Annotated in this window: 21 protein-coding genes and 1 riboswitch; of the genes, 8 read left to right on the top strand and 13 right to left on the bottom strand. The window is 63.8% G+C overall.

Annotation, left to right across the window (positions count from 1 at the left end):
- The first annotated feature begins 39 nt into the window (after positions 1-39).
- The 5 genes from gsiC (at position 40) to P5W98_RS15560 (ending at position 4901) form a co-directional block, all read left to right on the top strand.
- Positions 40-960 carry a glutathione ABC transporter permease GsiC gene (gene gsiC, locus P5W98_RS15580; RefSeq protein ID WP_421025403.1) on the top strand — a complete coding sequence of 307 codons (921 nt, stop codon included), beginning with the start codon at positions 40-42 and terminating at the stop codon, positions 958-960.
- Between the two features lie 11 nt (positions 961-971).
- On the top strand, positions 972-1871 hold the full coding sequence (gene gsiD, locus P5W98_RS15575; protein WP_421025404.1) for a glutathione ABC transporter permease GsiD: 900 nt from the start codon (positions 972-974) through the stop codon (positions 1869-1871).
- A 41-nt stretch (positions 1872-1912) separates the two neighbouring features.
- Entirely contained in the window at positions 1913-3037 is a 1125-nt protein-coding gene (locus P5W98_RS15570; RefSeq protein ID WP_421025405.1) for a P1 family peptidase, read from the top strand.
- 3 nt (positions 3038-3040) lie between these two features.
- Positions 3041-3859, top strand: coding sequence for a M55 family metallopeptidase (locus P5W98_RS15565; RefSeq protein ID WP_421025406.1), 819 nt, complete (start codon positions 3041-3043; stop codon positions 3857-3859).
- A gap of 217 nt (positions 3860-4076) precedes the next feature.
- A complete protein-coding gene (locus P5W98_RS15560) occupies positions 4077-4901 on the top strand; it encodes a GntR family transcriptional regulator (protein WP_421025407.1) in 825 nt (274 codons plus the stop codon).
- A 27-nt stretch (positions 4902-4928) separates the two neighbouring features.
- Here the strand turns inward: P5W98_RS15560 and P5W98_RS15555 are convergent, their stop codons facing one another.
- The 6 genes from P5W98_RS15555 to P5W98_RS15530 all read right to left on the bottom strand — a co-directional run bounded on the left by P5W98_RS15555 (position 4929) and on the right by P5W98_RS15530 (position 11133).
- Entirely contained in the window at positions 4929-6359 is a 1431-nt protein-coding gene (locus P5W98_RS15555) for an MFS transporter (protein ID WP_421042687.1), read from the bottom strand.
- Positions 6319-7614, bottom strand: coding sequence for an MFS transporter (locus P5W98_RS15550; protein WP_421025409.1), 1296 nt, complete (start codon positions 7612-7614; stop codon positions 6319-6321). The genes P5W98_RS15555 and P5W98_RS15550 overlap by 41 nt, the downstream gene beginning before the upstream one ends.
- Before the next feature lie 37 nt (positions 7615-7651).
- A complete protein-coding gene (locus P5W98_RS15545) occupies positions 7652-8476 on the bottom strand; it encodes a GntR family transcriptional regulator (RefSeq protein ID WP_421025410.1) in 825 nt (274 codons plus the stop codon).
- Between the two features lie 22 nt (positions 8477-8498).
- Complete coding sequence (locus tag P5W98_RS15540; protein ID WP_421025411.1) at positions 8499-9344, bottom strand: TauD/TfdA dioxygenase family protein; 846 nt, start codon at positions 9342-9344, stop codon at positions 8499-8501.
- A 264-nt stretch (positions 9345-9608) separates the two neighbouring features.
- Complete coding sequence (locus P5W98_RS15535) at positions 9609-9983, bottom strand: BON domain-containing protein (protein WP_421025412.1); 375 nt, start codon at positions 9981-9983, stop codon at positions 9609-9611.
- 28 nt (positions 9984-10011) lie between these two features.
- Positions 10012-11133 (bottom strand): porin, encoded by a 1122-nt coding sequence (locus tag P5W98_RS15530; protein WP_421025413.1) that lies wholly within the window; start codon positions 11131-11133, stop codon positions 10012-10014.
- 286 nt (positions 11134-11419) lie between these two features.
- Between P5W98_RS15530 and P5W98_RS15525 the strand changes: the two genes are divergently transcribed.
- The gene (locus tag P5W98_RS15525) at positions 11420-12478 is read left to right on the top strand and encodes a 3-keto-5-aminohexanoate cleavage protein (RefSeq protein WP_421025414.1); all 1059 of its coding nucleotides are present in this window, start codon (positions 11420-11422) and stop codon (positions 12476-12478) included.
- A 32-nt stretch (positions 12479-12510) separates the two neighbouring features.
- Positions 12511-13494: a quinone oxidoreductase family protein gene (locus P5W98_RS15520; protein ID WP_421025415.1), complete on the top strand. Its 984-nt coding sequence runs from the start codon at positions 12511-12513 to the stop codon at positions 13492-13494.
- A 139-nt stretch (positions 13495-13633) separates the two neighbouring features.
- On the opposite strand, the gene betA is transcribed toward P5W98_RS15520, so the two are convergent.
- The 4 genes from betA to speB all read right to left on the bottom strand — a co-directional run bounded on the left by betA (position 13634) and on the right by speB (position 19558).
- Complete coding sequence (gene betA, locus P5W98_RS15515; protein ID WP_421025416.1) at positions 13634-15346, bottom strand: choline dehydrogenase; 1713 nt, start codon at positions 15344-15346, stop codon at positions 13634-13636.
- A gap of 37 nt (positions 15347-15383) precedes the next feature.
- Positions 15384-16916, bottom strand: a complete 1533-nt coding sequence (locus P5W98_RS15510; RefSeq protein WP_421025417.1) for a purine-cytosine permease family protein — start codon at positions 16914-16916, stop codon at positions 15384-15386.
- Positions 16917-16988: 72 nt separating this feature from the next.
- The gene (locus tag P5W98_RS15505) at positions 16989-18503 is read right to left on the bottom strand and encodes an aldehyde dehydrogenase family protein (protein ID WP_421025418.1); all 1515 of its coding nucleotides are present in this window, start codon (positions 18501-18503) and stop codon (positions 16989-16991) included.
- An 80-nt stretch (positions 18504-18583) separates the two neighbouring features.
- Positions 18584-19558: an agmatinase gene (gene speB, locus P5W98_RS15500; protein WP_213302973.1), complete on the bottom strand. Its 975-nt coding sequence runs from the start codon at positions 19556-19558 to the stop codon at positions 18584-18586.
- Between the two features lie 175 nt (positions 19559-19733).
- Here speB and P5W98_RS15495 point away from each other — a divergent pair, with 175 nt between their 5' ends.
- Entirely contained in the window at positions 19734-20684 is a 951-nt protein-coding gene (locus P5W98_RS15495) for a LysR family transcriptional regulator (protein WP_421025419.1), read from the top strand.
- 72 nt (positions 20685-20756) lie between these two features.
- Here P5W98_RS15495 and P5W98_RS15490 read toward each other — a convergent pair whose 3' ends face one another.
- From P5W98_RS15490 to P5W98_RS15480, 3 genes are all read right to left on the bottom strand, one after another.
- The gene (locus P5W98_RS15490) at positions 20757-22010 is read right to left on the bottom strand and encodes a D-amino acid dehydrogenase (RefSeq protein WP_421025420.1); all 1254 of its coding nucleotides are present in this window, start codon (positions 22008-22010) and stop codon (positions 20757-20759) included.
- Between the two features lie 150 nt (positions 22011-22160).
- Positions 22161-22260, bottom strand: a riboswitch (glycine riboswitch).
- 116 nt (positions 22261-22376) lie between these two features.
- Complete coding sequence (locus P5W98_RS15485; RefSeq protein WP_421025421.1) at positions 22377-23114, bottom strand: ABC transporter ATP-binding protein; 738 nt, start codon at positions 23112-23114, stop codon at positions 22377-22379.
- Between the two features lie 52 nt (positions 23115-23166).
- Positions 23167-24186: a taurine ABC transporter substrate-binding protein gene (locus P5W98_RS15480; protein WP_421025422.1), complete on the bottom strand. Its 1020-nt coding sequence runs from the start codon at positions 24184-24186 to the stop codon at positions 23167-23169.
- Positions 24187-24200: the final 14 nt, after the last annotated feature.

Genomic DNA, 24200 nt, shown 5'->3' with positions numbered 1-24200 from the left:
CGGCTCAGGCCGCCTGCGCTTCGCCCATCCGATCTAGCCATGCTTGCCTATATCGTCAAACGGACCCTGGGCGCCATCCCCACTCTGGTGCTCGTCACGATCGCCGTTTTCCTGTTCGTCCACGTGCTGCCCGGCGACCCTGCGCGTCTCGCAGCCGGCGCGGAAGCGGACGAAGCAACCGTGACCCTCGTGCGCCACCAGCTTGGCCTGGACCTGCCGCTGCCCGAGCAGTTCGTGCGCTATTTCGACAACATGGTGCATGGCGATCTCGGCGAATCGCTGCGCACGCGGCGTCCCGTGTCGCGCGAAATCGCCGAGCGCTTCATGCCCACTTTCGTGCTCACGCTGACCAGCATGGTGTGGTCCGTGCTGGTTGGACTCGTGATCGGCGTGATCTCGGCGGTCTGGCGCAATCGCGCGCCAGACGCGATCGGCATGACGCTCGCGGTGTCCGGCATTTCTTTTCCGGCTTTCGCGCTCGGCATGGTGCTGATGCAGATCTTCTCGGTGCAGCTCGGCTGGCTGCCCTCCATCGGCGCGGGCTCCTGGCGCAACTACATCCTGCCCTCGATCACGCTCGGCGCCGGCGTGGCGGCCGTCATGGCGCGCTTCACGCGGGCCGCGTTCGTCGAGGTGATGAAAGAAGACTACGTGCGCACCGCGCGGGCCAAGGGGCTCTCCGAGCGCATCGTGGTCGTCAAGCACACCTTCCGCAACGCGCTGATTCCCGTCGTCACGATGATGGGGCTGCAGTTCGGCTTTCTGCTCGGCGGCTCGATCGTCGTCGAATCGGTGTTTGCCTGGCCGGGCATGGGCAGCCTGCTGGTCGACTCCGTGAACATGCGCGATTACCCCGTGATTCAAGGGCTGATTTTGCTCTTCTCGATCGAATTCATCGTAATCAATATCGTGGTGGATGTGCTGTACGGACTCATCAATCCGGCCATCCATTACAAGTAAAGGATGCGAACATGAGTCAAGTCCAAACCCCGGCGCTTGCCGCGACCGCCGTGCCGGCTGGCCGCGTGCGCACCCCTTCGCGCGAATTCTGGCGCAAGTTCCGCAAGCAGAAGCTCGCCCTCGCTGCGGGCGCTTTCGTGCTGCTGCTGCTCGCCATTGCGATTCTCGCGCCCTGGATCGTGCCGTTCGATCCGGAGAACTACTTCGACTACGATGCGCTGAACGCGACGCCCTCGTGGGTCCACTGGATGGGCGTGGACGCGCTCGGGCGCGACGAGCTGAGCCGCATCATCATGGGCTCGCGCATCTCGCTCGCGGCGGGCTTCGTGTCGGTCGCGCTCGGCGCGGTGGCGGGCACCGTCATGGGTCTGCTGGCCGGCTACTACGAGGGCTGGTGGGACCGCATCGCCATGCGCATTTGCGACGTGCTGCTCGCCTTCCCCGGGATCCTGCTCGCCATCGGCGTGGTGGCCGTGCTGGGCTCCAGCATGGCCAACGTGATCATCGCCGTGGCGGTGTTCAGCGTGCCCGCCTTCGCGCGGCTCGTGCGCGCGAGCACGCTGTCGATCAAGCACATGACCTATATCGAGGCCATGCGCAGCGTGGGCGCGTCCGACTGGGTCATCCTCTTTCGGCACATACTCCCCGGCACGATCTCGCCGATCGTGGTGTACGGCACCATGCGCATCGGCACGTCGATCATCACGGCGGCCAGCCTCTCGTTTCTCGGCATGGGCGCGCAGCCGCCCACGCCCGAGTGGGGGGCGATGCTCAACGACGCGCGCGCGGATATGATGCTCGCGCCGCACGTGGCGATTTTTCCGGCGCTCGCGATCTTCATGACCGTGCTTGCGTTCAACCTGCTCGGCGACGGCCTGCGCGACGCGCTCGACCCCAAACTCGATCGATGATTCCTGCTGGCTCCGGCGCGAGTCATCGGCACAACCCACCCATGTCCGTACAACAACCGCCGGCCCACGCGGCTGGCTTTCCCTCCCCCTGCTCCGGCGACGCGCCGAGAGTGGGCGTGCTTCCTTCGGGGCCGCGCGATTCGATCGGCGACGTAGCCGGCGTGCGCGTGGGCCACGCGACACTCCAGGACGGCGCGCATCAGACCGGCGTGACGGTGGTCGTGCCGCACGAGCGCGACGTCTTCCTTCACAAGACGCCAGCCGCTGCCGCGATCATCAACGGCTTCGGCAAGAGCGTCGGGCTCATGCAGCTGGATGAGCTCGGCGTGCTCGAAACGCCCATTGCGCTGACCAACACGTTCTCCGTCGGTACGCTGGCCGCCGCGCAAATTCGCGCCGCCGTGAGCCGCCATCGCGAGATCGGCCGCAGCTGGCCGACGTTGAGCCCGCTCGTGTTCGAGTGCAACGACGGCTACCTCAACGACATTCAGGCGATGGCCGTTAGCGCAGAACACTACGCACAAGCCTGCGACGCCGCCGCGCCGGAGTTCGCGCAAGGCTCGGTGGGCGCGGGGCGCGGCATGAGCTGCTTCGGCCACAAAGGCGGCATAGGCTCGGCGTCGCGCGTCGCCACGCTTGCCGGCGGGCGCGAGTTCGTCCTCGGCGCACTCGTGCTCGCCAACTTCGGCCGCCTGGAAAACCTCACCATTGCCGGTCAGCCGCTGGGCCGCAAACTCGCCGCCATCGAGAACGAGACCGACGACGATCGCGGCGGGCCGGAGAAAGGCTCGATCATCATGATCCTCGCCACCGATGCGCCGCTCGACGTGCGCCAGCTTGGTCGCGTGGCGAAGCGCAGCGCCGCCGGGCTTGCCCGCACGGGCTCGGTCTACGGCCACGGCAGCGGCGACATCGCGCTGGCCTTCAGCTCGGCCTACCAGATTCCGCATCTACCGGACACGCCGATGCCGGCGCTGAGCATGCTGCACGAAACTCAGCTGGACGCGCTGTTCGAGGCGTGTGCCGAGGCCGTGGAGCAGGCCATCGTGCATGCCATGTGGCGCGCCGCTTCGGTGACGGGACGCGATGGCCACTACCGCCGCTCGATAACGGAGGCCGTGCCCGACTGGCGCCGCCTCGCCGACATGAACTCCAGCGAGAACTGAGCCTTGAAGATTCTGATTTCCACCGATATCGAAGGCGTGGCGGGTGTCACGCACGCCGAGCAAACGCACAGCGGCAACCCCGAATACGAACGGGCGCGCGCGTGGATGACCGAAGAAGCTAACGCCGCTATCCGCGGCGCCTTCGAGGGCGGCGCGACGCAGGTATTCGTCAACGACTCGCACGGCAGCTTTCGCAACCTGCTGCTGGACCGGCTCGATGCCCGCGCGCAAACCATTACCGGCAAGCCGCGCTATCTGAGCATGATGACCGGCGTGGATCTCGGTTGCGACGCCGTCTACATGGTCGGCTATCATTCGCGCGCGCAAACCCAGGGCGTGCTCGCACACACGATCAATAGCTTTGCATTCCGAAACGTATCCGTGAACGGCCAGCCGTTCGGCGAGGCGCATCTATATGGTGCGCTGGCCGGCGAGTTCGGCGTGCCGGTGGCGCTGCGCTGCGGCGACGACGTATTCCTGGCGGAGACGGACTCCGCGTTTCCCGGCTCGATCGGCGTGCAGACCAAGCGCGCCCTGGGCAACGGCGTGTGCCTGAGTCTCGCGCCGGAACGCGCCTGTACCTTGATCCGCGAGGCCGCGAAGGCGGCCGTCGCGAACATCGCGGACTTGCGGCCGTTCACGGTCGCGGGCCCGATCGAGTGCGAGCTGACGACGCAAACGCCGGCGTTGGCCGACCTGTTCTGTCAATGGCCGCAGCTGCAGCGCACCGAGGCCAGCGCACTGCGCTTTAGCGCCGAGAGCATGCAGTCCGCGGTGCGGATGCTCAACTCGCTCTCGGCGATGTCGTTCATGTTGCGATAGGACCGCCCTCGCCCGTTGAACGCGTCGTCGAGGTGCTCGCACAACGTGCGTCGCCCGTAACGGCTGGCGGCGCTAATCGATCGAGGTGGCGAAGTGCGTGCGTCGAGCTTGCCGGGCGCATCCGGAAGGGATCGCGGGAAATTTTTGTCGACACTACTATGCCGCCGACTATAATGCCAGACGGTAAATTCGATGAATATCGTTTCCGCTTTGCGCCATGGCCCGAAATAAAACGCAAAATCTGCCCGACCTTTCTGCACTTCTTACGCCAAAGAATTCACTGATGCTGGCCGTCGAGCGAGCGGTGCTGCGCGGGCAGGACTGGGCGGCCGCATCGGTGCCAATTGCCGAGCAGATCGCTGCCCGGCTGGCCGGGGTCATTACGCTCGATCTGGTGAAATCCGGGCAACGCCTGCTGGAAGCGGATATCAGCGAAGTGCTGCACGTGAGCCGCGCGCCCGTGCGCGAAGCGCTGCGCATACTCGAGCGGGATCGCCTGGTTGAGTTTCAGGCCCGACGCGGAGCGATCGTGACGGCACCCGACGAAAACGAGCTGCGGGATATTTTCCGTGTGCGCAGCGTACTTTACGTCACGATGCTCGAACAGGTGGCGCGCGAGAATCCCTCGGAGCTCGAGGCATTATTGACCGAATATGTGCCGAGGCTGGCCAAGGCGGCCGACGAATCGGTGGACGCCTACGCAGTGGAAAGCTTCCAGTTGAATTTCGCCACCATCAGTCTGTGCCGCAACCGGCTGCTGGTCGATATCCTGCACTCCATCTCGTTGCGCACGTTCCGTTACGTCCGGCTGGGACTGGTGGCGGCGCCTCAATCGATGCGCGCCTCCCTGAAAGTCTGGCGCGCGCTTCAGAAGGCCGCTATCAAGCGAGACAGCGAGTTGCTGCTGAGTCTCGCCGCCTCGCGCCTGGACGAGGCAAGAGATGCAGCGGTTAGTGCGATTGCCGCAAAGCCCGCTGGCGCTCGCAGCACGCGTGCTGCGAAAATCCCGTCCGCCAAAGGGAAAACCGCCCCTGCGCAATAAGCGGCTCCCTTGGGCCATATCCTGCACTCAGGCCGCAGTGCCGGTGCTCAGGGTATCGGCGAGGGCCGGCGCCGCATCCGGTTGAACATCGGAGATCCTGGCCGCGTCGGTGTCGTAGCTGCGCATTGCGATGACGAAAAAGATCGCAGCCAATACGCTGCACAGCGGAATGACGGTGAGCGCGTGCTGCAACCCCCAGCGGTCCGATAAGGCGCCCGCGAGAACGGGCCCCACGGCCAGACCAAACACGTTCTGAAATAGGGAAAGCACCGCGGCACCCGTCGAGCGCACGCCTGGGTGAACGACGTCCATGGCGACACCTGCAACCACGCCGACGGTACAGTTCATGAAAAAGCCGCCAAGGACGATCAGCTTGAACTGAATAGCCGCCGCGTAAGTACCGCCGAACGCCGCCACGAAAATCACCGAGGTGACGAGGCAGAGCGCGGAGAGCGCGGGCAGCTTGTTGCGCGGTTGGCGACGTGTCAGGCGCCCCACCACGAAGCCCCAGAGCGTGCAGCTGAGCGCGCCGACCAATACCACCACCGCCGCCGCCTTGCCCGCGGCTTCCGGCGTCATGCCGTGAAAACGGTTCAGATAGCTGGGCAGCCACGACCACATGGCCGATACGGTGATCAGTTGAGCCGACGCGCCCGCGCACACCCACAGCAGCGTGCGCGTGCGCGCCAGCGCGCCGAAGATGCGCTTGAGCGTCAGCCCGAGCGACTGATTGGCCGGGTTGGGGTCCGGCGTTAGCGCGACCGTCTTGTAGTCGCGTACGAGCAGATAAAACAATGCCAGCACGAGCCCCGGCACACCGACCACCCCGAATGCGGCTTTCCAGCCCCACCTGGCCGCGATCATCCCGCCCAGCACCACGCCCAGCACCGAACCCAGCGATGGCGCGGCATAGAAGGCGCCGAGCGCGGCGCTGCGCGAGGACTTGGGAAAGAGCGTCGAGATCAGGGCGACGCCCACCGAACCATAGCCTGTTTCACCTAGCCCAACCACTGCGCGCGCCATGAACAACTGGCTATAGTTGGCCGTGAACATGCATGAGATCGTAGCCAGACTCCAGGTGACGGCCATCACGACGATGCTCTTCACACGGCCCATGCGGTCCGCCACCAGCGCGACCGGCAATCCCCCCGCGCCCACCACGATCGAGACGACCGAGACCAGCGAGCCCAGCTGTTTGTCGCTCAGATGCCATTCGCTCTTGATATGAGGAAAGAGCGAAACGATCACCTGCCGGTCGATAAAATCGAAGAACATGAGCGCGAAGGTCATCGCAAAGGCAAACCAGACCTGCCGCCTGCTCGTCAGGTAGCCGCTGTTTTCGCTGGCCGCGCCGGCCTCGGAGTCGTTGGGTATCACGTTCATGCTTGTCTCCCGGGATTGATGAGGTACGCGACGCTTACCCGCGTCGTGCTTCAGCGATATGGCACCGCCGGCCAACGAGGTACACCGCGAGCGGCAGCGCGGCCGCGACCGGAAGCCAGCGCAATGCGCCTTGAAGCCCCACCGCATCCGCTACCACGCCGGTGACAAACGGACCCGCGGCGAGACCGAGAATATTGTTGAAAAGCGTGAGCGTCGCGAATGCCGAGCCATGGATTGCCGGCGGTGTCGCGCCTGCAATGATCGCGCTGCAGGTGCCGAACGAACTGGCGAGAAACAACACCGCGGGTGCGAGGAGCGCGAGTTGCAGATTGCCCGGCGGCAAGCGGAACGCGATTGCCAGCAGGAGGCCCAGCATGAGGCAATAGGCAACCGCCATGTTCCAGCGCTTGAGCGAAGACTCGCCGCTGATCCGGTCGGTCACCACGCCGCACAGAAACTGTCCCAGACCGCTGACAAGGACAAGGCCGGCCGCCACCACGGCTGCCTTGCTGACAGGCATGCCCCAGTAGCGATTCAGGTAGCTGGGCAGCCACACGAAAAGCGTCCCTTGAATGAAGATCTGCAGCGCACTGCCGAGGTACGCACAAAAAACCGAGCGCGACGGAAACAGGCCGGCAAACAGCGTTCGGGGCGTCAGCTTCACAGGTTCATGCAGCGGCATTGCTTTCGCCTCGACTGGATGCGCATGGGCGAGTCTTTTTTCCGTCACGACAAAGAAGTAAATAGTCACCAGCGCAAAACCGAAAATCGCCATGAGCGCCATCGAATAACGCCAGCCAAAGCGGGCCGCAATGATGCCGGAAACCGAAACGCCGAACACCGACCCAAAAGCAGCGGCAGACGTAAAGCCGCCGGCGATGGTCGAGCGCAGATTTCCCGGAAAGATGCTCATGAGCATGGCGAGTCCGACACTTCCGTACGCCGCTTCGCCGACACCGACGAAAATGCGCGCGACGAGCATTTCGTGGTAGCTGCTCGCAATCGCACATCCGAGCGTGGCCAGACTCCAGAGTGCAGCCATCAGGGCGATGCTCCTGGCACGCCCCCAGCGGTCCGCAATCAGCGAAAACGGCAGGGTCAGGACGCCGACCGCCAACGGCACCACGCCGCTAATCGAACCGAGTTGGGTGTCGGACAGCCGCCACTGGACTTTCAATATCGGAAACAAGGCATTGAGCGCCTGCCGCGACATGTAGTCGGACAGCAAGAGGCAGAACATCAATGCAAATACCACCCATGCGTAGGCTCGGGCGTCACGGCTCACCGAACCTGACTCGGCCGTCACTGAATTAACTGTATAAAGGGTCAATTTTGTCTCCTCCAGTCGCGAATTATTTATGAGCGCATTAATTGAAAGGCACGTGCATACGTTGCGGGCCGCATGGCCTTTCGCTCACGGCAAACCCGCTTTCAGCCGACGCTCCGGCAATGGCGCGTATTGCAGCGTCCCTGGCAGTGTCCAGACGCGAGGCCGCAAGGCAAAGCAGTTGTGTGTTGTCCCGCTTGAGCGCAGCGCTGTGCAGATCATTCCAGTCCCTTAACGACGCGAGAATCGACTGAGGCACCGCCACGAATCCCAGCCGGACGTAACGCAGGATTCGCAATGAAAGTGAATGCAGGAGATCGACCAGAAGCCGGTTTCCGCACAAGCTCACCGTGGCGAAATTCAGAAGAAAGCTTTCTACTGCGTACGCGTCGGCCGACTCCGCGGCTGCCCTGGTTAATCTGGGCATATGCATGCCCAACAACGCCTCGAACCCGGCCGGATTTTCGCGCGCCACTTGTTCGAGCATCGAGAGATAAAGCACGCCGCGCACGCGGAAAATATCCCGCAGCTCGTTTTCGTCGGGTGCCGTCACGATGGCTCCGCGCCGGGCCTGAAACTCGATCAAACGGTCCCGCTCGAGCATGCGCATCGCTTCGCGCACGGGCGCGCGGCTGACTTGCAGCACCTCGCTGATATCGTTCTCCAGCAAGCGCTGCCCCGCTTTCACCAGGTCCAGCGTAATGACCCCGGCCAGCCGGACTGCGATCTGCTGCGCAATCGGCGCTGCGGCATACACGCCGTCCTGCCCGCGCAGCACGGCCCGCTCGACGGCCAGCATGAGAGAATTTTTCGGCGTGAGAAGCGTGGAAAAATCGGGAAGGTTCGGGGTTTTGTTTCGGGCCATGGCCTGGGAATACGCAAATTGCTCAATAAGGCGTATCGCCCTCGATGCCCGCCCGCTCCATTTTGCGAGGCGCCGGCCAGTAATCCATGACCGCGTAGTGCTGGGTGGACCGGTTGTCCCACACCGCAACGCTATTCGGCTTCCAACGGAAACGCACCTGATACTCGGGAATCGAAGCCTGGCTTTGCAGATAATTCAACAGAAGGCTCGCGCCTGGTGTCTTGTCCAGACCGTAACGCACGTTCTCGGCGGTGTGGTAATTGACAAAATGGGTGGTGAAGCTACTGACGTACAGGATCTTCTCGCCAGTTTCCGGGTGCGTGCGCACGACAGGATGTTCCACCTCCGGATTCTGCGCCGCGAGTTTCCTTCGCTCTTCGGGATCCATTGCCGCGCCGAACGAGTGTTCAATGCTGCTTTTCGCTCTCAATCCCTCGATGCGTTTTTTGACTTCATCAGGCAGTTGCTTATAGGCCTCGACCATGTTGACCCAGATGGTGTCGCCGCCCACTTCCGGGCACTCGACACAGCGGAGCACGGCCCCCATGGAAGGGTTAGGACGCCAAAGCCCGTCGGTGTGGTAATTGTTCTCGTAAGGGTTCTTTGCTTCCGAGCGATAGATTCGCACGAGCCCCGGGTGTTCCGGATCGCTTCCCGCAACGGGATGATCCTCGAGTTTGCCGAACCTGCGCGCAAACGCGACATGCTCTTCCCGTGAGAGATCCTGGTCGCGGAAAAAAAGGACCCGGTGCTTGAGCAGCAACGCCTTGATTTCCGCAAACAGCGATGCATCCCGGGATGCATCGCCGAGGCTCACGCCAGCCACCTCGGCGCCGATGCATGCCGTCAATCTTTCTACTTTGATCATGAATGATGTCTCCTTGTATCTGGCGGGGTTTCCGCAGCATCTCCACGGTCGCCGCCCCTATACCCGTGGCGGCTTGCCCTGCGAAGCCCTGAAGTTTTGCTGTACTTGTTGTTGAACAAGATATCAGCAATATTTATTTATGTCGACATAAATTGAAAGATTCAGGGGCCGTGGCTGGCCACCCGGATTTGCGGCGGCATCATGAAGCTGGCTGACAAGACGTGTCAGGGCCGACCCCATCCCATCGGCCCCGGCTTGCGTCTCCTACTGGCCGAACGGCCGCTGCACCGTGAGCTTGCTAGTCACTGAGGTAACCCCTGCGACGCCCTTCACGATTTCGACAACGGTGTTGATCTGCGAAGCGTCCGAAACGGTTCCGCTGATCGTCACGGCGCCGCCTTTCGCGGTGATGCCGATGTTGCCCGCGTCGATTTCCTTATGCTTTGCGAGCGTCGCGTACACCTTGCGTTTTAGCGCGCGATTTGCCTGGCGTGTGGTTTTGGCCGTCGCGCCGGCAGAGGCGCTGGGCGGCGCGACAGCCGATGCCGCTGCCGGCGTCCCGTCCTGCGCCCAGGCGCTGATCAACACCATTGCAATCGCGACACCGAGCGCCGCCCTGAGTCCGTGCATCATCTTCATCGTCGTTCTCCGTTTCGTGCTCGAGTCATCAAAAGCTATGGCGCAGGCCAATCATTGCTGCCGTGGTCGATACGCCCGGTGCGACGGGCTGGCCGTACATGATCGTCTGGTTCATGGCGCCGCGGTTGGCGACATATCCGACCTGCGCGGAGAGGATCGTCCGCTTGGACAGGCTGTAATCCGCGCCCACTGCAAATTCACTCGAGTGGTTCGCCGAGTCGTTGCGATCCTTCAGGTAATAGAACCCGGACGTCACCCTGAAGTACGGCGTGAACTGATAGCCGAGGCCGCCGGATATCATTTCGTAATCCGATCGTTTCGTGTTCGAAGGATTTTTGCCGATGCCGTATGACGCCGATACCGAGATTCCCCGGAAGGTGTACTTCGCGCCGAAATAGTAGAAGCGGTTGTTGTCGAGCCCGGTCGGCGTGGCCGCCGCAAGGTTCGTGTCGTGGGCGTTGTAGTAGACGGCGGACAGATTGAGACCGTAGTTCGAATACCTGAGCACCGCGGATTCGCGCGTGCCGCCCTGAATCTGGCCCGGCACGCCTCCCGGCGCGTACTCGAGCGCGGCCGACGCGCCGTGGAATTTCGGCGACTGGTACACCAGCGCATTGCTGTCGTACAGCGCACCGATCGGCACGTTCGTGTTCGTGCCAGGCCAGCCGGCGGCCTGGTTCAGTCCGAGCCAGGCGCCCAGGATGCTGCCGAAGTACTCGGCAGCACGAACGTCGGTATCAGCCATTGCATAGATCATTGGCGTGTACTGCCGCCCGGCGTCGAAGGTGCCGAACGGCCCGGAGACGCCGACGGTCGCCTGCTGGTTGAACACCGCGGCGGCCCCGGTCGTGTCGGCCAGTCCAAGCTTGCCGTTGCTGCTGTTGAACACGCCCTGCATGCGGAAGTTGACCTTGTAGCCGCCACCGACGTCCTCGGTCCCCTTGATGCCCCAGAAGCTTCCGTAGAGGCTGCCGTCCTTGATGCCGAACACATGCCCGTTGTTGTGCGCGTTCGGCGCGAACGACGACGCAGCCGTGCTTTGATAAAAGAAGCCCGAGTCAATCGCGCCGTACAACGTGACCGATGATTGCGCGTGCGATGCACTGGCGAATACCGCGAGTACCGCTGCGCCGCCCCACTTCAATTTCATTGACGTCTCCTCTGCTTTTGTGATGGCCGGGCAAACCCGGCCGGATACGGATAGCGCGATCATCGTCTATATTTTTTGATGTCGACATTAATGTTTATACCGAGTCGGGTCGGGAGACAGCTCAAGACATGGGCTTGCGGCAACAGATTCCCTTCTGATATTTATGTCGACATTATTGTTTGGTGGGGATACACTCCGATCCACAGTGCCCTCGCAGCGGTCGCAGCCGTTCTGCAGGCCACCCGTGTTCTGACGACCTCACATCTCAATCCGGAGATCCATCACCATGAACTTTCTTGACGGCCACCTGTACCCCGAGAACCAGCAGCCTTTGATCATCACCGCCGCGCCCTATGCGCCGGGCTGGATTCCCTCGGACTTTCCGGAGGACATTCCTGTCACGATGGAGGAGCAGATCCAGAAGGCGGTGGATTGCTACGAAGCGGGCGCCACCGTGCTGCATCTGCACGTGCGCGAACCCGATGGCCGCGGCAGCAAGCGCCTGTCCATGTTCAATGAACTGATCGCCGGGGTGCGCGAGCGGGTGCCGGAGATGGTGATTCAGGTGGGCGGCTCGATCAGTTTCGCGCCCGAGTCCGAAGGCCAAGCCGCCAAATGGCTCAGCGACGATACCCGCCACATGCTGGCCGAACTCGATCCCAAGCCCGACCAGGTGACGGTGACCGTCAACACGACACAAATGAATGTGACGGAGCATGCCGGGGTGGATGATTTCAGGGGCGTTTCGCGGGGCTTCCCGAATCTTTACGCCACCTACAAGGACATGATCGTTCCCTCGAACCCCAGCTGGGCCGAGGAGCATGTTCGGCGCTTGTCGGCCGCCGGGATCCAGAGCGAGTTTCAGGTCTACAACATCAACAGCTTTGAGACCATCGAGCGGATGATCCGGCGCGGCGTATACAAAGGACCGCTGGTGATGAACTGGGTGGCGATCAGCGGCGGCATGGATCAGGCGAACATCTTCAACCTCGCCAACATGCTGCGTGCGGTGCCCGATGGCGCGGTGGTCACGGTGGAAAGCTCGGTGCTCAATGTGCTGCCCGTGAACATGATCGGGATCGCGCTGGGTCTTCACGTGCGCTGCGGCATCGAGGACGTGCTCTGGAACCAGACCCGCACGGGCAAGATGAGCTCCGTCGAGCAGATCAAGCAACTGGTGCGTATTGCGGGCGAGTTCGGCCGCCCCATCGCGACCGCGAAACAGGCACGCGAGATCATGAAAATCGGCGTCTTCTACGACACGGCCGAGGAGACGCTGCAGGCCAACGGCTTCGCGCCCAATCGCAACGGCGGCAACCAGGGCTTCCTGCGCAAGCCGGACTGAAGCCTTCAAGAAACCATGGAACAGGAGAAAGCATGGCAAAAGTCGTCAAGTTTTACGAAACAGGTGGTCCTGAGGTTCTGCGTTTCGAAGACGTGGACGTGGGAGAGCCGGGGCCGGGCGAAGTACGCATCCGCCACGTGGCGGTGGGTCTGAATTTCGCCGATACCTACTTTCGCGGCGGTACGTACGTGGTCCCGCTGCCTGCCGGCCTCGGCAACGAGGCTGCCGGCGTGGTCGAGGCCATCGGCGCCGGCGTGACCGATTTCGCGGTCGGCGACCGCGTGAGCTACACGGGCTTCATCAACACGCTGGGCGCGTACAGCACGGAGCGGCTGATTTCCGCAGAACTGTTGATCAAGCTGCCGGATGCCATCAGTTGCGAGGCGGCGGCGGCCATGACGATGCGAGGCCTGTCCGCTGCCTACCTGGTGCGCCGCATCTACCCTTTCAAGGCGGGCGACGCCGTGCTGCTGCACGCGGCCGCGGGCGGGGTTGGCCTGATCGTTTCGCAGTGGGCCAAACTGCTCGGGCTGACGGTGATCGGCACCGTGTCCACCAGTGCCAAGGCCGAGGTCGCGCGCGCCCACGGCTGCGATCACACGATCAACTACAGCCATGAAGATGTGGCCAAACGCGTGCGGGAATTGACTGGCGGAGCTGGCGTGTCGGTGGTCTTCGACAGCGTCGGCAAAGACACCTTCATGTCCTCGCTCGACTCGCTCAAACGCCGCGGCCTGATGGTCTGCGTCGGCACCGCATCGGGCAAGATCCCGCCATTCGATCCGCAAATTCTCGCGCGCAAGGGCTCGGTGTACCTGACTCGCCCCGGACTCGCCGACTACATCGCCGATCCCGCCGAAAAGGCGGAACTGGTCGAGGAGCTATTCGGCCACGTGGCTGCCGGACGCATCCGCATCGAGATCAACCAGCGCTATGCGTTGCAGGACGCGGTGCAGGCACATCGGGACCTCGAAGCAAGAAAAACCACGGGCTCCTCCATTTTCGTGGTGGAGTGAGGGTTATTGCGGAACGGCGACGGAACCGCGCTGGAACCGCAGAAGCCGGGATCGATACAAGGTCGTCCGCCGTTCGCCTGGAACACGGCCGCCTTGCCTCGATCGCTGGGTTCGCGATTCATTTGCCGTTCGTTCAGGGTTAAGACCGCGTATCGCTGTACTCGGCACGATACAGTTGCCGCTTGGGCGCACGCGTACGCTGCCGGGTCTCCCAGCCTTCGGCGAGCCCCACCTCGGCATTCGACGGCGGCAGCATCGGCTTGCCACGCACGAGATCGGAGGCGCGCTCGGCGAGCATGATGGTCGGCGCGTTCAGGTTGCCGTTGGGCTCGGTCGGGAATACCGAGGAGTCGATCACGCGCAAGCCCGTCATGCCGCGCACACGCAACTCGGAGTCGACCACGGCCATGTCGTCCTCGCCCATCCGGCATGAGCCGCACGGATGCATCGTGCTTTCCAGATTCGCCCGCACGAAGGCGTCGATTTCGTCGTCGGTTTGCACGTCGGGGCCGGGCGCGAGCTCGACATCGCGGAAACGGTCCATCGCCGGCTGCCCGATGATCTCGCGCGTGAGCCGCACGCAGCGCCGGAAGCCCTCGCGGTCCTCCTCGCGGTCCAGATAATTGAAGCGGATCTCGGGGTGCGCGTACGGGTCGCCCGACGTGAGCCGCACATGCCCCCGGCTCCTGGGCTTGTTCGGCCCGGTGAGCACCATGAAGCCGTGCCCCTTGAACGGCTTGTCGCCGTCGTAGCGCATCGCGGCAGGCAAAAAGTGGAACTGAATATCGGGCCAGCGCAGCCCCGCCTCGGAGCGGATGAAACCGCCGGCCTCGAAATGGTTGCTGGCGCCGAGACCATCCTTGAACAGCAGCCAGCGCAAGCCGATCAGGAACTTGTGCCACGGGTCCATCTGGCCGTTGAGCGTGACGGGCTCCTTGCAGCCGTACTGGATGTAGATCTCGGCATGGTCCTGCAGATTCATGCCAACGCCTGGCAGAGCGTGCCTGACCTCCACGCCCGCCGCGCGCAATGCGTCGGCAGGCCCGATGCCCGATCGCTGCAGCAGATGCGGCGAGCCGATCGGCCCCGATGAAATCAGCACTTCGGCGCGGCAGCGCGCCGTGTGCGTGACGCCGCCCCGGTCGTAGACCACGCCGACCGCGCGCTTGCCCTCGACGATCACCTGCCGCGTCATCGCATTCGTGACCACGTGCAGGTTGGGACGGCTCATGGCCGGGCGCAGATAGGCGTTGGCGGTGGACCAGCGCACGCCGTCCTTCACCGTCATGTGCATCGCGCCGAAGCCTTCCTGCATGTGTCCGTTGCAGTCGTCGGTATGGATGTAGCCCGCCTGCACGCCCGCTTCGATCCATGCGCCGTACAACGGATTTTTCATGTTATTGCCGTTGTTGGTGGAGAGCGGCCCGCTCGAGCCGCGATACTGGTCGCCGCCGAACTTGTAATTCTCGGCGCGGCGAAAGTACGGCAGGCAGTTGCGGTAGCCCCAGCCGCGCGCGCCCAGTTCCTCCCATTCGTCGAAGTCGTACGCATGGCCGCGAATATAGACAAGGCCGTTGATCGACGACGATCCGCCCAGCACCTTGCCCCGCGGACAGTGCAGTTGGCGTCCGTTCAGATGCGGCTCCGGCGCGGTCTGGTATTTCCAGTTGAACTTGCGCGTGTTCATCGGCATCGAAAACGCGCTCGGCATCTGGATGATGATGCTGCGGTCGCTGCCGCCGTATTCGAGCACCAGTACGCTCACGGACGGATTCTCGGTGAGGCGGTTGGCCAGCACGCAGCCCGCCGATCCCGCACCCACGATGATGTAGTCGTATTCCCGGCTTTCCATGATGAATTCCTGATTCGTTATCCTGACGATATCACGCTCAGAAGCGCTGCTCGCCCGTGGTGTACTGAGGCATGGTCTTTTCGATGTGCGAGATCAGCGCGTCCTCGCGGCGCAGATCGAGCGAGCGGCTCAGCACGTAGTACGCGATGCCCGAGACGAACAGACCGACCAGCCACGCGAGGTCCACGCTTCCCATCGCTCGCGCGAACGGGCCGACATAGACTTCGTTGGCGCCGTCGAAGATGCAGAAGAACGGGACCATTGCGGCGAAGCCAATGGCATACGACATCAGGCCGCGCGCGCCCCACATGCCGTAGATGTTGTCCTGCGGCAGGAAGAAGTGCGGGATCGCGTAGCGGCCCTTGCGCACGAAGAAGTAGTCGGTGAGGTTGACGGCCGTCCACGGCACGAGGAAGTAAAGCATCACGACGAGATAGATGTTCAGGACCGAGAGCCCCTTGCCCGACGTATAGATGCTGAGTGCGACCCCGAGCTGCAGCACCACGACAAAGAGAATCGCCAGTACGCGCACCCGGGGCGTAGGCTCGATCTTCCTGAACGAATCGAGGCCCGTGATCGCCGTGAGTTTCGCGCTGTAAATGTTCATCGCTATCACGGGAAGGAACGCCACGATCGTGATCGCCACCACCACGCTGCCGAGTCGCGGCGACAGATCGCTGCCCACCTGGTTGAGCGCCACCAGCACGTCGGTGGCGTGCAGGTGGTCGCCGAGCCAGCCGCCCACCGCGATCATCCACGCCCCCGAGAGCGACGCTCCGAGGAACACCGCGGCGATCAGCCGGCCGCTCGGCGTGTTCTTCGGCAGATAGCGCGAATAGTCGGACACATAGGGCGCATAGGCGATGTTGTAGCTCGCGGCGGCGGCAAACTGCGTGATGAAGCCGGTCAAGGTGAAGCCGAGCGGCGCGGGCGGCGGCGTGCCGGGCAGCGCTGCCGGCAGCGGCAGATCGGGCACCCAGTGCATGAGCACCGCCAGGGTGACGAGGCCATACAGCGGCAGCGAGAGATACAGCGCCCATTTGAAGCTGCGATGCATCCAGTCGTGCCCAAGAATCGCCAGAATTGCCGCAGGCACGGTGACGACGAGCGCAACCTTGAGCGGATCCCAGCCGAACAGCGCCTTGAGTCCCTGCATCATCAGCACGAGGTTCACGATGTTGAAGCCCGCGAACACGAACAGCGTGGCGAGCAGCACGAGCACCACGCCGCGATAGCCGAACTGCGCGCGCGACTGGATCATTTGCGGCAGGCCCAGATGCGGGCCCTGCGAGCCGTGAAACGCCATGAACAAGGTACCGAACATGATGCCCAGCGTGCCGGCGACCGTTGTCCATAGCGCGCTCAGTCCGACGCTCGGCCCCACGAAGCCAATCGTCATGGTGAAGAACGTGAAGTTGCCGAGAAACCAGAACGGTCCCTGGCGCGATAGCCGGTCGGTGCGCTCGGTTTCCGGAATGAAATCGATCGAATGCCCCTCGATCGCGCCATGCTCGCCGGCGGCGGCCGTTGGCGCTGCGATCGTTGCTGCGACTCTGTCGTGTGCTTCCATCGTGTGCCCCATGTCGTAATGGACGATGCTGCGTAAAGATAAGCCTGGGTAAGATGCGAGAGAGGCCCCGCCCTACGCGTCGTTCAGCGTGATCCAGACGGCTTTCGTCTCCATCAGCGAGTCGAGCTGCTCGGCGCCGAGGTCCTTGCCGAAGCCCGACGCCTTGAAGCCGCCGAACGGCATCGCCGGATCGATCGTGCTGTGCGCGTTCACGTAGACGCTGCCCGCGCGCAGCTTCGGCACCAGCGCATGCACGCGGTTCAGATCCCGCGAATAGATCGCGGCGGCGAGTCCATAGGGCGTGTCGTTGGCGAGCGCAATCGCCTCGTTCACATCGTCGAACGGCGCGCTCACGAGCACGGGGCCGAAGATTTCTTCCTTCACGATGCGCATGTCCGGTCGGCAATGCGCGAATATCGTGGGCTGAACGAAATAACCCGAGCCTTCCACGTTGCGCCCGCCATACACCAGTTCCGCTCCTTCGCGCCGGCCGGTTTCGATCCAGGACGTCACGCGCGCCTTTTGCTGCGCCGAAACCAGCGGGCTGATGAAGCAATCGCGATCGAGGCCCGGCGCAATCTTGAGCGTGCGCGTGTAGTCGATCAGCGCGGCGAGAAAGCGCTCGTGCACGCCGCGCTGCACGTAGAGGCGGCTGCCCGCGTCGCACACCTGCCCCGAGTTGAAGAACATGCCGTTGGCCACCGCGCGCGCGGCGGCCTCGATGTCCGCGTCGTCGAGCACGAGCACCGGGGACTTGCCGCCCAGCTCCAGCGTGACGCGCTTGACGCCGTCGACCGCCGCGCTGCCGACGCCGCGCCCCACCGCCGTGGAGCCGGTGAACGTCACTTTGTCGATGCCGGGATGGCGCGCCATTGCCGCGCCGATCACGGTGCCGCGCCCGGTCACCACGTTCACCACGCCATCGGGAATGCCGGCTTCCTGCACGAGTTGCGCGAAGCGCAAGGTCGAGAGCGAAGTCAGCTCCGCGGGCTTGATCACAGCCGTGCAGCCCACCGCGAGCGCCGCGGCCAGCTTCCACGCCAGGGTTTGCAGCGGAAAATTCCACGGCACGATGATGCCGACCACGCCCACCGGCTCCTTGCGCGTATAGGCCAGATAGTGGCCGGGCAGCGAAGGCTCGACGGTGCGGCCGTGCAGCTTGGAAGCCCAGCCCGCGAAATAGCGCCAGGTGTCGATGGTGCCCTGGATGTCCACGTCGCGCGCATTCGCGACCGACTTGCCGACGTCGATGGACTCGATCTCGGCGAGCTCGTCGGCGTGGGCCTCGATGAGATCGGCGAGGCGGTGCAGCAGGCGCTCGCGTTCGAGCGGCTTCAGACGCCGCCAGGCGCCGCAGTCGAACTGCGCGCGTGCCGCAGCGACCGCGCGATCGAGGTCGCCGGTCGTGGCGAGCGGAATCTGCGTGATGACGCCTTCGGTGGAGGGCTCGACCACGTCGAGCATCTCGCCCGCGCCGCCCGCCACGAACGCCCCGCCGATCAGCATGCGCTGCGGCTGCTCGAGAAAGCGCCGCGTCTCCTCGCGCACGCCGAACTGCTCCAGATAGTTTCGTACGATGGATTCCAAGGTTGTCTCCTGATCTCGCGCGCCGTCGTGCCCTCGCTGCGCGCGTGTTGACGTTGGGTGCCGCTATCCGCAGGGAGGCCTCAGCGCGGCCGCTGGCTGCGCGCGTGAAAAATGAAGCCGATGGAATTCAGCAGCAACTGCGCCGCGAGAATCGGCGTGACGCCCGCCGGATCGTATGCCGGGGCCACCTCGACGAGGTCCATGCCCACGACGTTGCCGTGACTGCGGCGGGCCAGCCCCTGGATGATTTCGAGCACCTCGTAGTAGGTGAAGCCGCCGTGGCTCGGCGTGCCCGTGCCCGGCGCGATGGACGGATCGAAGCCGTCGATGTCGATCGTGATGTAGTAGGCGCGGCCCTCGGGAATGCGTTCGAGGACGCCTTGCGTGCCGAGCCGGCGCACGTCGCGCACGGACAGAATGTCCGAGCCCGCTGCGCGCGCCGCATCGTAGTCGCTGCGGTTCGACGAAGAAACGTTGCGGATGCCGAGTTGCGTCATGCCGCTGATATGCTGCATTTCCGAGGCGCGCCGCAGCGGATTGCCGTGCCCGTAGCGCACGCCATGGCGCTCGTCGACGAAATCCAGATGCGCGTCGAAGTGCACGATGTGGATGGGACCGCGGCCCTCGAACGCCTGAATCACCGGTGCGTGAATCGAATGATCGCCGCCCAGCGTGATGGGCATCGCGCCGTTCGCGAGGATCTTGCGCACGGCGCTTTCGATGTTGGCGTTGCTCGCCGCCATGTCGGTGTGGACAATGTCGGCGTCGCCTACGTCCACCATGCGGACTTGATCGCGCGTCAGATAGAGCGCGTCGTCTTCGTGGTCGTATGCGCCCGCATGGCCGAACGAGAACAGCGTGGATGCCTCGCGGATGCTGCGCGGCCCGAAGCGCGCGCCCGAGCGCCATTGCGTGCCCATGTCGTTGGGGGCGCCAAGAATTGCCACATCGGCGTCGATGCGGTCCCAGTCGAGGCAGACCGGCGATTTCGCGAAAGTGCAATGTCCCACGAACGGCAAGTCCAGCCGTCCGCTTTCGTACGTATTGCCCGGCATGAGTGTCTCCGTGTGTGATCCGCTGGCTGATCCAGTCAGTAATCGGTGAACGACCCGGTTTCTGCCGGGCCGCCGCTTTGAGACACTATGTGCGCATTATTTTTGACCAAAAATCCCGGGTATCAGATGTTCATATCGGAATATCCGAAGCAAGCGATTATGGAGAACGCGGGCAATGATGCAACTGCAGGACGTCGATCTCAAACTGCTCAGGGTTTTCATGCATGTCGTGCGCTGCGGCGGCTTCTCCGCGGCCCAGGCGACCCTGAACGTGAGCCAGTCGACCATCAGCGAGCAGATGACCACGCTGGAAACGCGCCTCGGTCTCAAGCTGTGCGAGCGCGGCCGCGGCGGCTTCCGCCTGACCGAGCACGGTCTTGCCACCTATGAGGCGGCCCAGCGACTGCAGGTGGCCGTCGAGGCGTTCTGCATGGACACGGACGCGCTCAAGCAACATATCGCCGGCAGGCTCTATCTGGGCATCATCGACAACACGGTGACGGACCTCGCCTCGCCGCTGCCGCGGGCCTTGCAGAAGTTCGTCTCGCGGGGCGACGACGTGCATGTCGACGTCTACGTCGGCACGCCGGCGGAACTCGAAGAGCGCGTGCTCGACGGCCGGCTCCACGTCGCGATCGGCCACTTCCCGATTCACGTGCCGGGGCTCGCCTACACCGAGCTCTATCTCGAGCCCGATGGGCTCTATTGCGGCAAGGGCAATCCGCTCTTTGCCGGGGCACGGGAAAACGGCATTCAGATCGAAGCCATTGCCACGAGCCGCATCGCCGCGCGCGGCTACCTGCAGCAGCACGACCTGAAGATGCTGAGTGCGAGCAAGGCTGCGGCGACCGTCGACAACGTCGAGGCGCAGGCGATCCTGATTCTCTCGGGCGCATATATAGGATTCCTTCCAAATCACTACGCGGCGCGCTGGGTCGAGCGCGACGAGATGCGGCGCATCGGCCCGGAGCAGTTCGGCATGCAGTCGCCCTTTTGCGCGGCGACGCGCCGGGCCTCTGCCGTACCTTCGATTTTGCAGGCCTTCATGGTGGACCTGCACGAAGTCTGGGTGCATGAACACGCGGACCAGCACGCGGACGAAAAGCCGCCCGCGCGCCGCAAATAGCCGCGCCGCCCGCGTGCTTGCGCGGGCGGCCATGAGGTGCTGCGGTCAAGTCAAGCGACGATGCCGCGACGCTCAGGCGGTCGCCAAGCGAACGCCCTGGGCACTGCCCGCCATGCCCTCGATCAGCGCGGCGACGTTCTCCGCCGTTGCCGCCGACAACGTCCAGCCGAGGTGCCCGTGCCCGGTGTTGTAGAACACGCCCGGCATGCGTCCCCGGCCGACCTTCGGCAGCATGCTCGGCAACATGGGCCGCAGTCCGGCCCACGGGATCACGCGCGAGGTGCTGACCTGCGGGAACAGGCGCCGCGTCCACTCGACGAGCGGCGCGACGCGGTCGGCGCGAATGTCCCGGTTAAGGCCGTTGATCTCGGCCGTGCCGGCCACGCGGAAGCGCTCGGCGCCCAGCCGGCTTGTGACGATCTTGGCGCTCTCGTCGAGCAGGCTGACCCATGGCGCCGCACGCTGGCTCGTCTCGTCGTCGAGGCATACGGTGATCGAATAGCCCTTCACCGGATACACGTTCACGCGGTCGCCCAGCATCGACGCGAATGCGCGGCTGTTGACGCCCGCGCAAACGACGATGCGCTCGAACCTCGCGTGGTGAGCGGCGCCCTGCTGCGTCGCCGATACCGTAAAGACACCGTCCGAATCGCGCCGGATCGCCGTGATCTGCGTGTCGTGGCGAAACTCCACGCCGTGCCGCACGCACGCTTGCGTCAGGCCGCGCGTGAACTTGTGGATGTCGCCGGTCGAATCGGAGGGCGTGAAGAAGCCGCCGTAAAACGCGCCCTCCAGCGTGGGCTCGATCTGGCGGATCTCGGCTGCGGTCACCGGCCTGCGGTCGAGACCGCCTTCGGTCAAGATGGCGTTGACCTTCGATGAAGCGTCGAAGCTCTTGCGGTCCCGGAAGATGTGCAGGATGCCGCGCTGTTCCAGGTCGAATTCGATCCCCTCCTTGCGCGCGGTCTCGAACAGGTGTTCGCGGGCCGCGATGGCAAGGCGCACGGTTTCGAGCGTGTTTGCCCGATAGTTCGGAATCTGCCGCAGGAACTCGGCCATCCACGAATATTTGTGCCAGCCCGGCAGCGGGTTTACGAGCAGCGGCGCGTCGCGCGTGAGCATCCAGCGCAGGCCTTTGAGAACGGTGGCGGCGCTGTTCCAGACTTCGGCGTTGCATGCGGAGAGTTGGCCGCCGTTCGCGAACGAAGTCTCCATCGCGCTATAGCGATGGCGTTCGAGCACGGTAACGCGAAAACCGCGCTTGGCGAGGGCGTAAGCGGTCGTGACGCCGGTAATCCCGGCGCCAATAATGGCGATTCGTGACATGACATGGTCCAGATTAGATTGAGCACTTGTCGTTTCCGACACCTGTGCCCCATCTGTCCATGTACCTGAGAGTTTCTTTCCGCGCCGGCGCTGGACGCGCCGGCGCGGAAATCTCCTTCGGTGGGCGCGTTCGCGCCGCTCTCCAGATGTTCTTGCTGCAGGGTCCTTGTGCCTGAGAGTTTCCGGGGCGGTTGCTCCGTCGGCGCCGTCAGGTGCTTTCGCAGTGACGGTCTCTCCCGCTGCAGCGTGTCGAACAGCGCAACGATAGCGGGCCGTTATTGCGCTTGCAAGCGATTTTTCGCTGGCACGCTGCTCATGGGCCGTTGACCGCCGCGCTCGGGGAGCGCATGCATCAATGCGCAAGAATCAATGCGCGAGAATGCCCATCGCCGTCTTCTTCAATTCCAGAAAATGCGGCTCGAACGCGACCTCCGGCGTGCGCGGGCGGTCCAGCTCGATGGGCACGTCGAGTGCCACCCGCCCAGGACGCGCCGAAAGCACCACGAGCCGCGTGCCGAGAAAGATCGCTTCGTCGATGTCATGGGTGATGAACACGATCGTGCAATGAAGCTTCTCCCATAGCTCGGTCAAGAACGTCTGCATGGAATGGCGCGTCTGCGCATCGAGTGCGCCGAAGGGCTCGTCCATCAGCAGCACCTTCGGCTTCATGACGAGCGCCCGCGCGATCGCCACGCGCTGCTGCATGCCGCCCGACAACTCGTAGGGCTTATGTTTGGCGAACGATTCCAGGCCGATGATGCGCAGGATCTCCGCGGAATCCTTGCGCCGTTGCTCTTTGGGAACCCCGTGCAGCGAAGGACCGAACTCGATGTTTTCTTCCACGCTGAGCCACGGAAACAAGCCGGCCTGCTGGAACACCACGACACGGTCGGCGCCGGGCTGTTCCTTGACCTCGCCATCGATATAGATGTTGCCCCGCGAGGGCGACGTCAGACCGGCGAGCAGGTGCAGCAAGGTCGTCTTTCCGCAGCCGGAAGAGCCGAGCACGGTGATGAATTCGCCGCCCCGGAACTGCAGATTGATGTTTTCCAGTGCCGTGGTGGCGCCGAAAGTCTTGTACAGGGAATCGATGACGATGTTCAAGTTCGTCTCCTGTTCGACGGTCAGACCGTCAATGGATCAATGCGCGAATGAGTCAATGCGCCAACGCTTTCGAATACTGCGGCGCGACGTTCGCGTCGAAGTTCGCCGGCACCGACGGGATACGCCCGATCTGGTTGAGCACCTTGGCGGTATTCACCAGCGTCTGGTACGTCGCGGAGGTTTTGACGCCGGCGTCGAGGCCCATCACCTTGGGCGTGGTCTGGTCGGCACCGGAAAAGAGCTCGTAACCGGCGAGCTCGCTCGTCGCAACCGGCACGGTCACGCCGGTGGCCTTCGCCATCTCGGCGATCGCCTGGTCGCGATTCTTCATCGTCACCTGATAGCCCGCGTCGAGCGCCTTGACGAAGCCGGTCACCAGGTCCGGATGCGCTTTCGCCCATTCCGCGTTGGCGATGCACACGTTGTAGCTGGAAGCTTCGCGCGGCAGGTCGCCGTCGGTCTTGATGGCCTTGCCGCCGGCTGCGCGCAGCGCGCTGAAGACCGGATCCCAGACGATCGCCGCGTCGATCGCGCCGGTCACCCACGAGGTGCGCATCTGCGGCGGCGCCATGTTGACCTGCGTGACCGACTCATACGGCACGTGCGCTTGCGCCAGGAAGGTCGCCAGTTCGAAGGAAGCCTGCGAGCCGGCCACGATCGCGATCTTCTTGCCTTTGAGCCCCGCCACGTCGTGGATGCCGCTATCGGGCTTGACCACGATGCCGGCCGCATTGGTATAGCGCTCCTGGTTGTACACGATGGCCATCGGCAAGCCCTGGGCGATGGCGGTGACGAGCGGCGGCACGCCAAGCCCGCACATGAACGTGAGGCTGTTCGACGCCAGCGCGCTCATGGCTGCCGGGCCCGAGCTGAAGAGCTTGTACTCGACATTGGCGTTCATATGCTTTTCGAACAGATGCTCGGCCATCGACACCATGTACGGATCGGCGCCGTTGTCCTCGTAGCCGATGATGACTTCGGGCTTGCCCTGCGAGTAAGCCGCGCCGGGCACCAGGCAGCTGCTGGCAAGCAGGGCCGCGCTCACGCCAAAGATCCATTGCATCTTTTTCATTTTTCGTCTCCTCG

It is taken from the genome of Paraburkholderia sp. A1BS-2L (assembly GCF_051125205.1).
Taxonomy (GTDB): domain Bacteria; phylum Pseudomonadota; class Gammaproteobacteria; order Burkholderiales; family Burkholderiaceae; genus Paraburkholderia.
The sequence above is the reverse complement of the archived record's forward strand: the minus strand, read 5'-3'. Positions and strand labels throughout refer to the sequence as shown.

What these genes read in the sequence shown, in the direction of transcription:
- P5W98_RS15525 (WP_421025414.1), top strand. Translation starts at nt 11,420, where the DNA reads ATGAACTTTCTTGACGGCCACCTGTACCCCGAGAACCAGCAGCCTTTG.
- P5W98_RS15560 (WP_421025407.1), top strand. Translation starts at nt 4,077, where the DNA reads ATGGCCCGAAATAAAACGCAAAATCTGCCCGACCTTTCTGCACTTCTT.
- P5W98_RS15510 (WP_421025417.1), bottom strand. Translation starts at nt 16,916, where the DNA reads ATGGAAGCACACGACAGAGTCGCAGCAACGATCGCAGCGCCAACGGCC.
- P5W98_RS15480 (WP_421025422.1), bottom strand. Translation starts at nt 24,186, where the DNA reads ATGAAAAAGATGCAATGGATCTTTGGCGTGAGCGCGGCCCTGCTTGCC.
- P5W98_RS15545 (WP_421025410.1), bottom strand. Translation starts at nt 8,476, where the DNA reads ATGGCCCGAAACAAAACCCCGAACCTTCCCGATTTTTCCACGCTTCTC.
- P5W98_RS15490 (WP_421025420.1), bottom strand. Translation starts at nt 22,010, where the DNA reads ATGTCACGAATCGCCATTATTGGCGCCGGGATTACCGGCGTCACGACC.
- P5W98_RS15495 (WP_421025419.1), top strand. Translation starts at nt 19,734, where the DNA reads ATGATGCAACTGCAGGACGTCGATCTCAAACTGCTCAGGGTTTTCATG.
- gsiC (WP_421025403.1), top strand. Translation starts at nt 40, where the DNA reads ATGCTTGCCTATATCGTCAAACGGACCCTGGGCGCCATCCCCACTCTG.
- P5W98_RS15530 (WP_421025413.1), bottom strand. Translation starts at nt 11,133, where the DNA reads ATGAAATTGAAGTGGGGCGGCGCAGCGGTACTCGCGGTATTCGCCAGT.
- P5W98_RS15540 (WP_421025411.1), bottom strand. Translation starts at nt 9,344, where the DNA reads ATGATCAAAGTAGAAAGATTGACGGCATGCATCGGCGCCGAGGTGGCT.
- betA (WP_421025416.1), bottom strand. Translation starts at nt 15,346, where the DNA reads ATGGAAAGCCGGGAATACGACTACATCATCGTGGGTGCGGGATCGGCG.
- speB (WP_213302973.1), bottom strand. Translation starts at nt 19,558, where the DNA reads ATGCCGGGCAATACGTACGAAAGCGGACGGCTGGACTTGCCGTTCGTG.
- P5W98_RS15535 (WP_421025412.1), bottom strand. Translation starts at nt 9,983, where the DNA reads ATGAAGATGATGCACGGACTCAGGGCGGCGCTCGGTGTCGCGATTGCA.
- gsiD (WP_421025404.1), top strand. Translation starts at nt 972, where the DNA reads ATGAGTCAAGTCCAAACCCCGGCGCTTGCCGCGACCGCCGTGCCGGCT.
- P5W98_RS15520 (WP_421025415.1), top strand. Translation starts at nt 12,511, where the DNA reads ATGGCAAAAGTCGTCAAGTTTTACGAAACAGGTGGTCCTGAGGTTCTG.
- P5W98_RS15570 (WP_421025405.1), top strand. Translation starts at nt 1,913, where the DNA reads ATGTCCGTACAACAACCGCCGGCCCACGCGGCTGGCTTTCCCTCCCCC.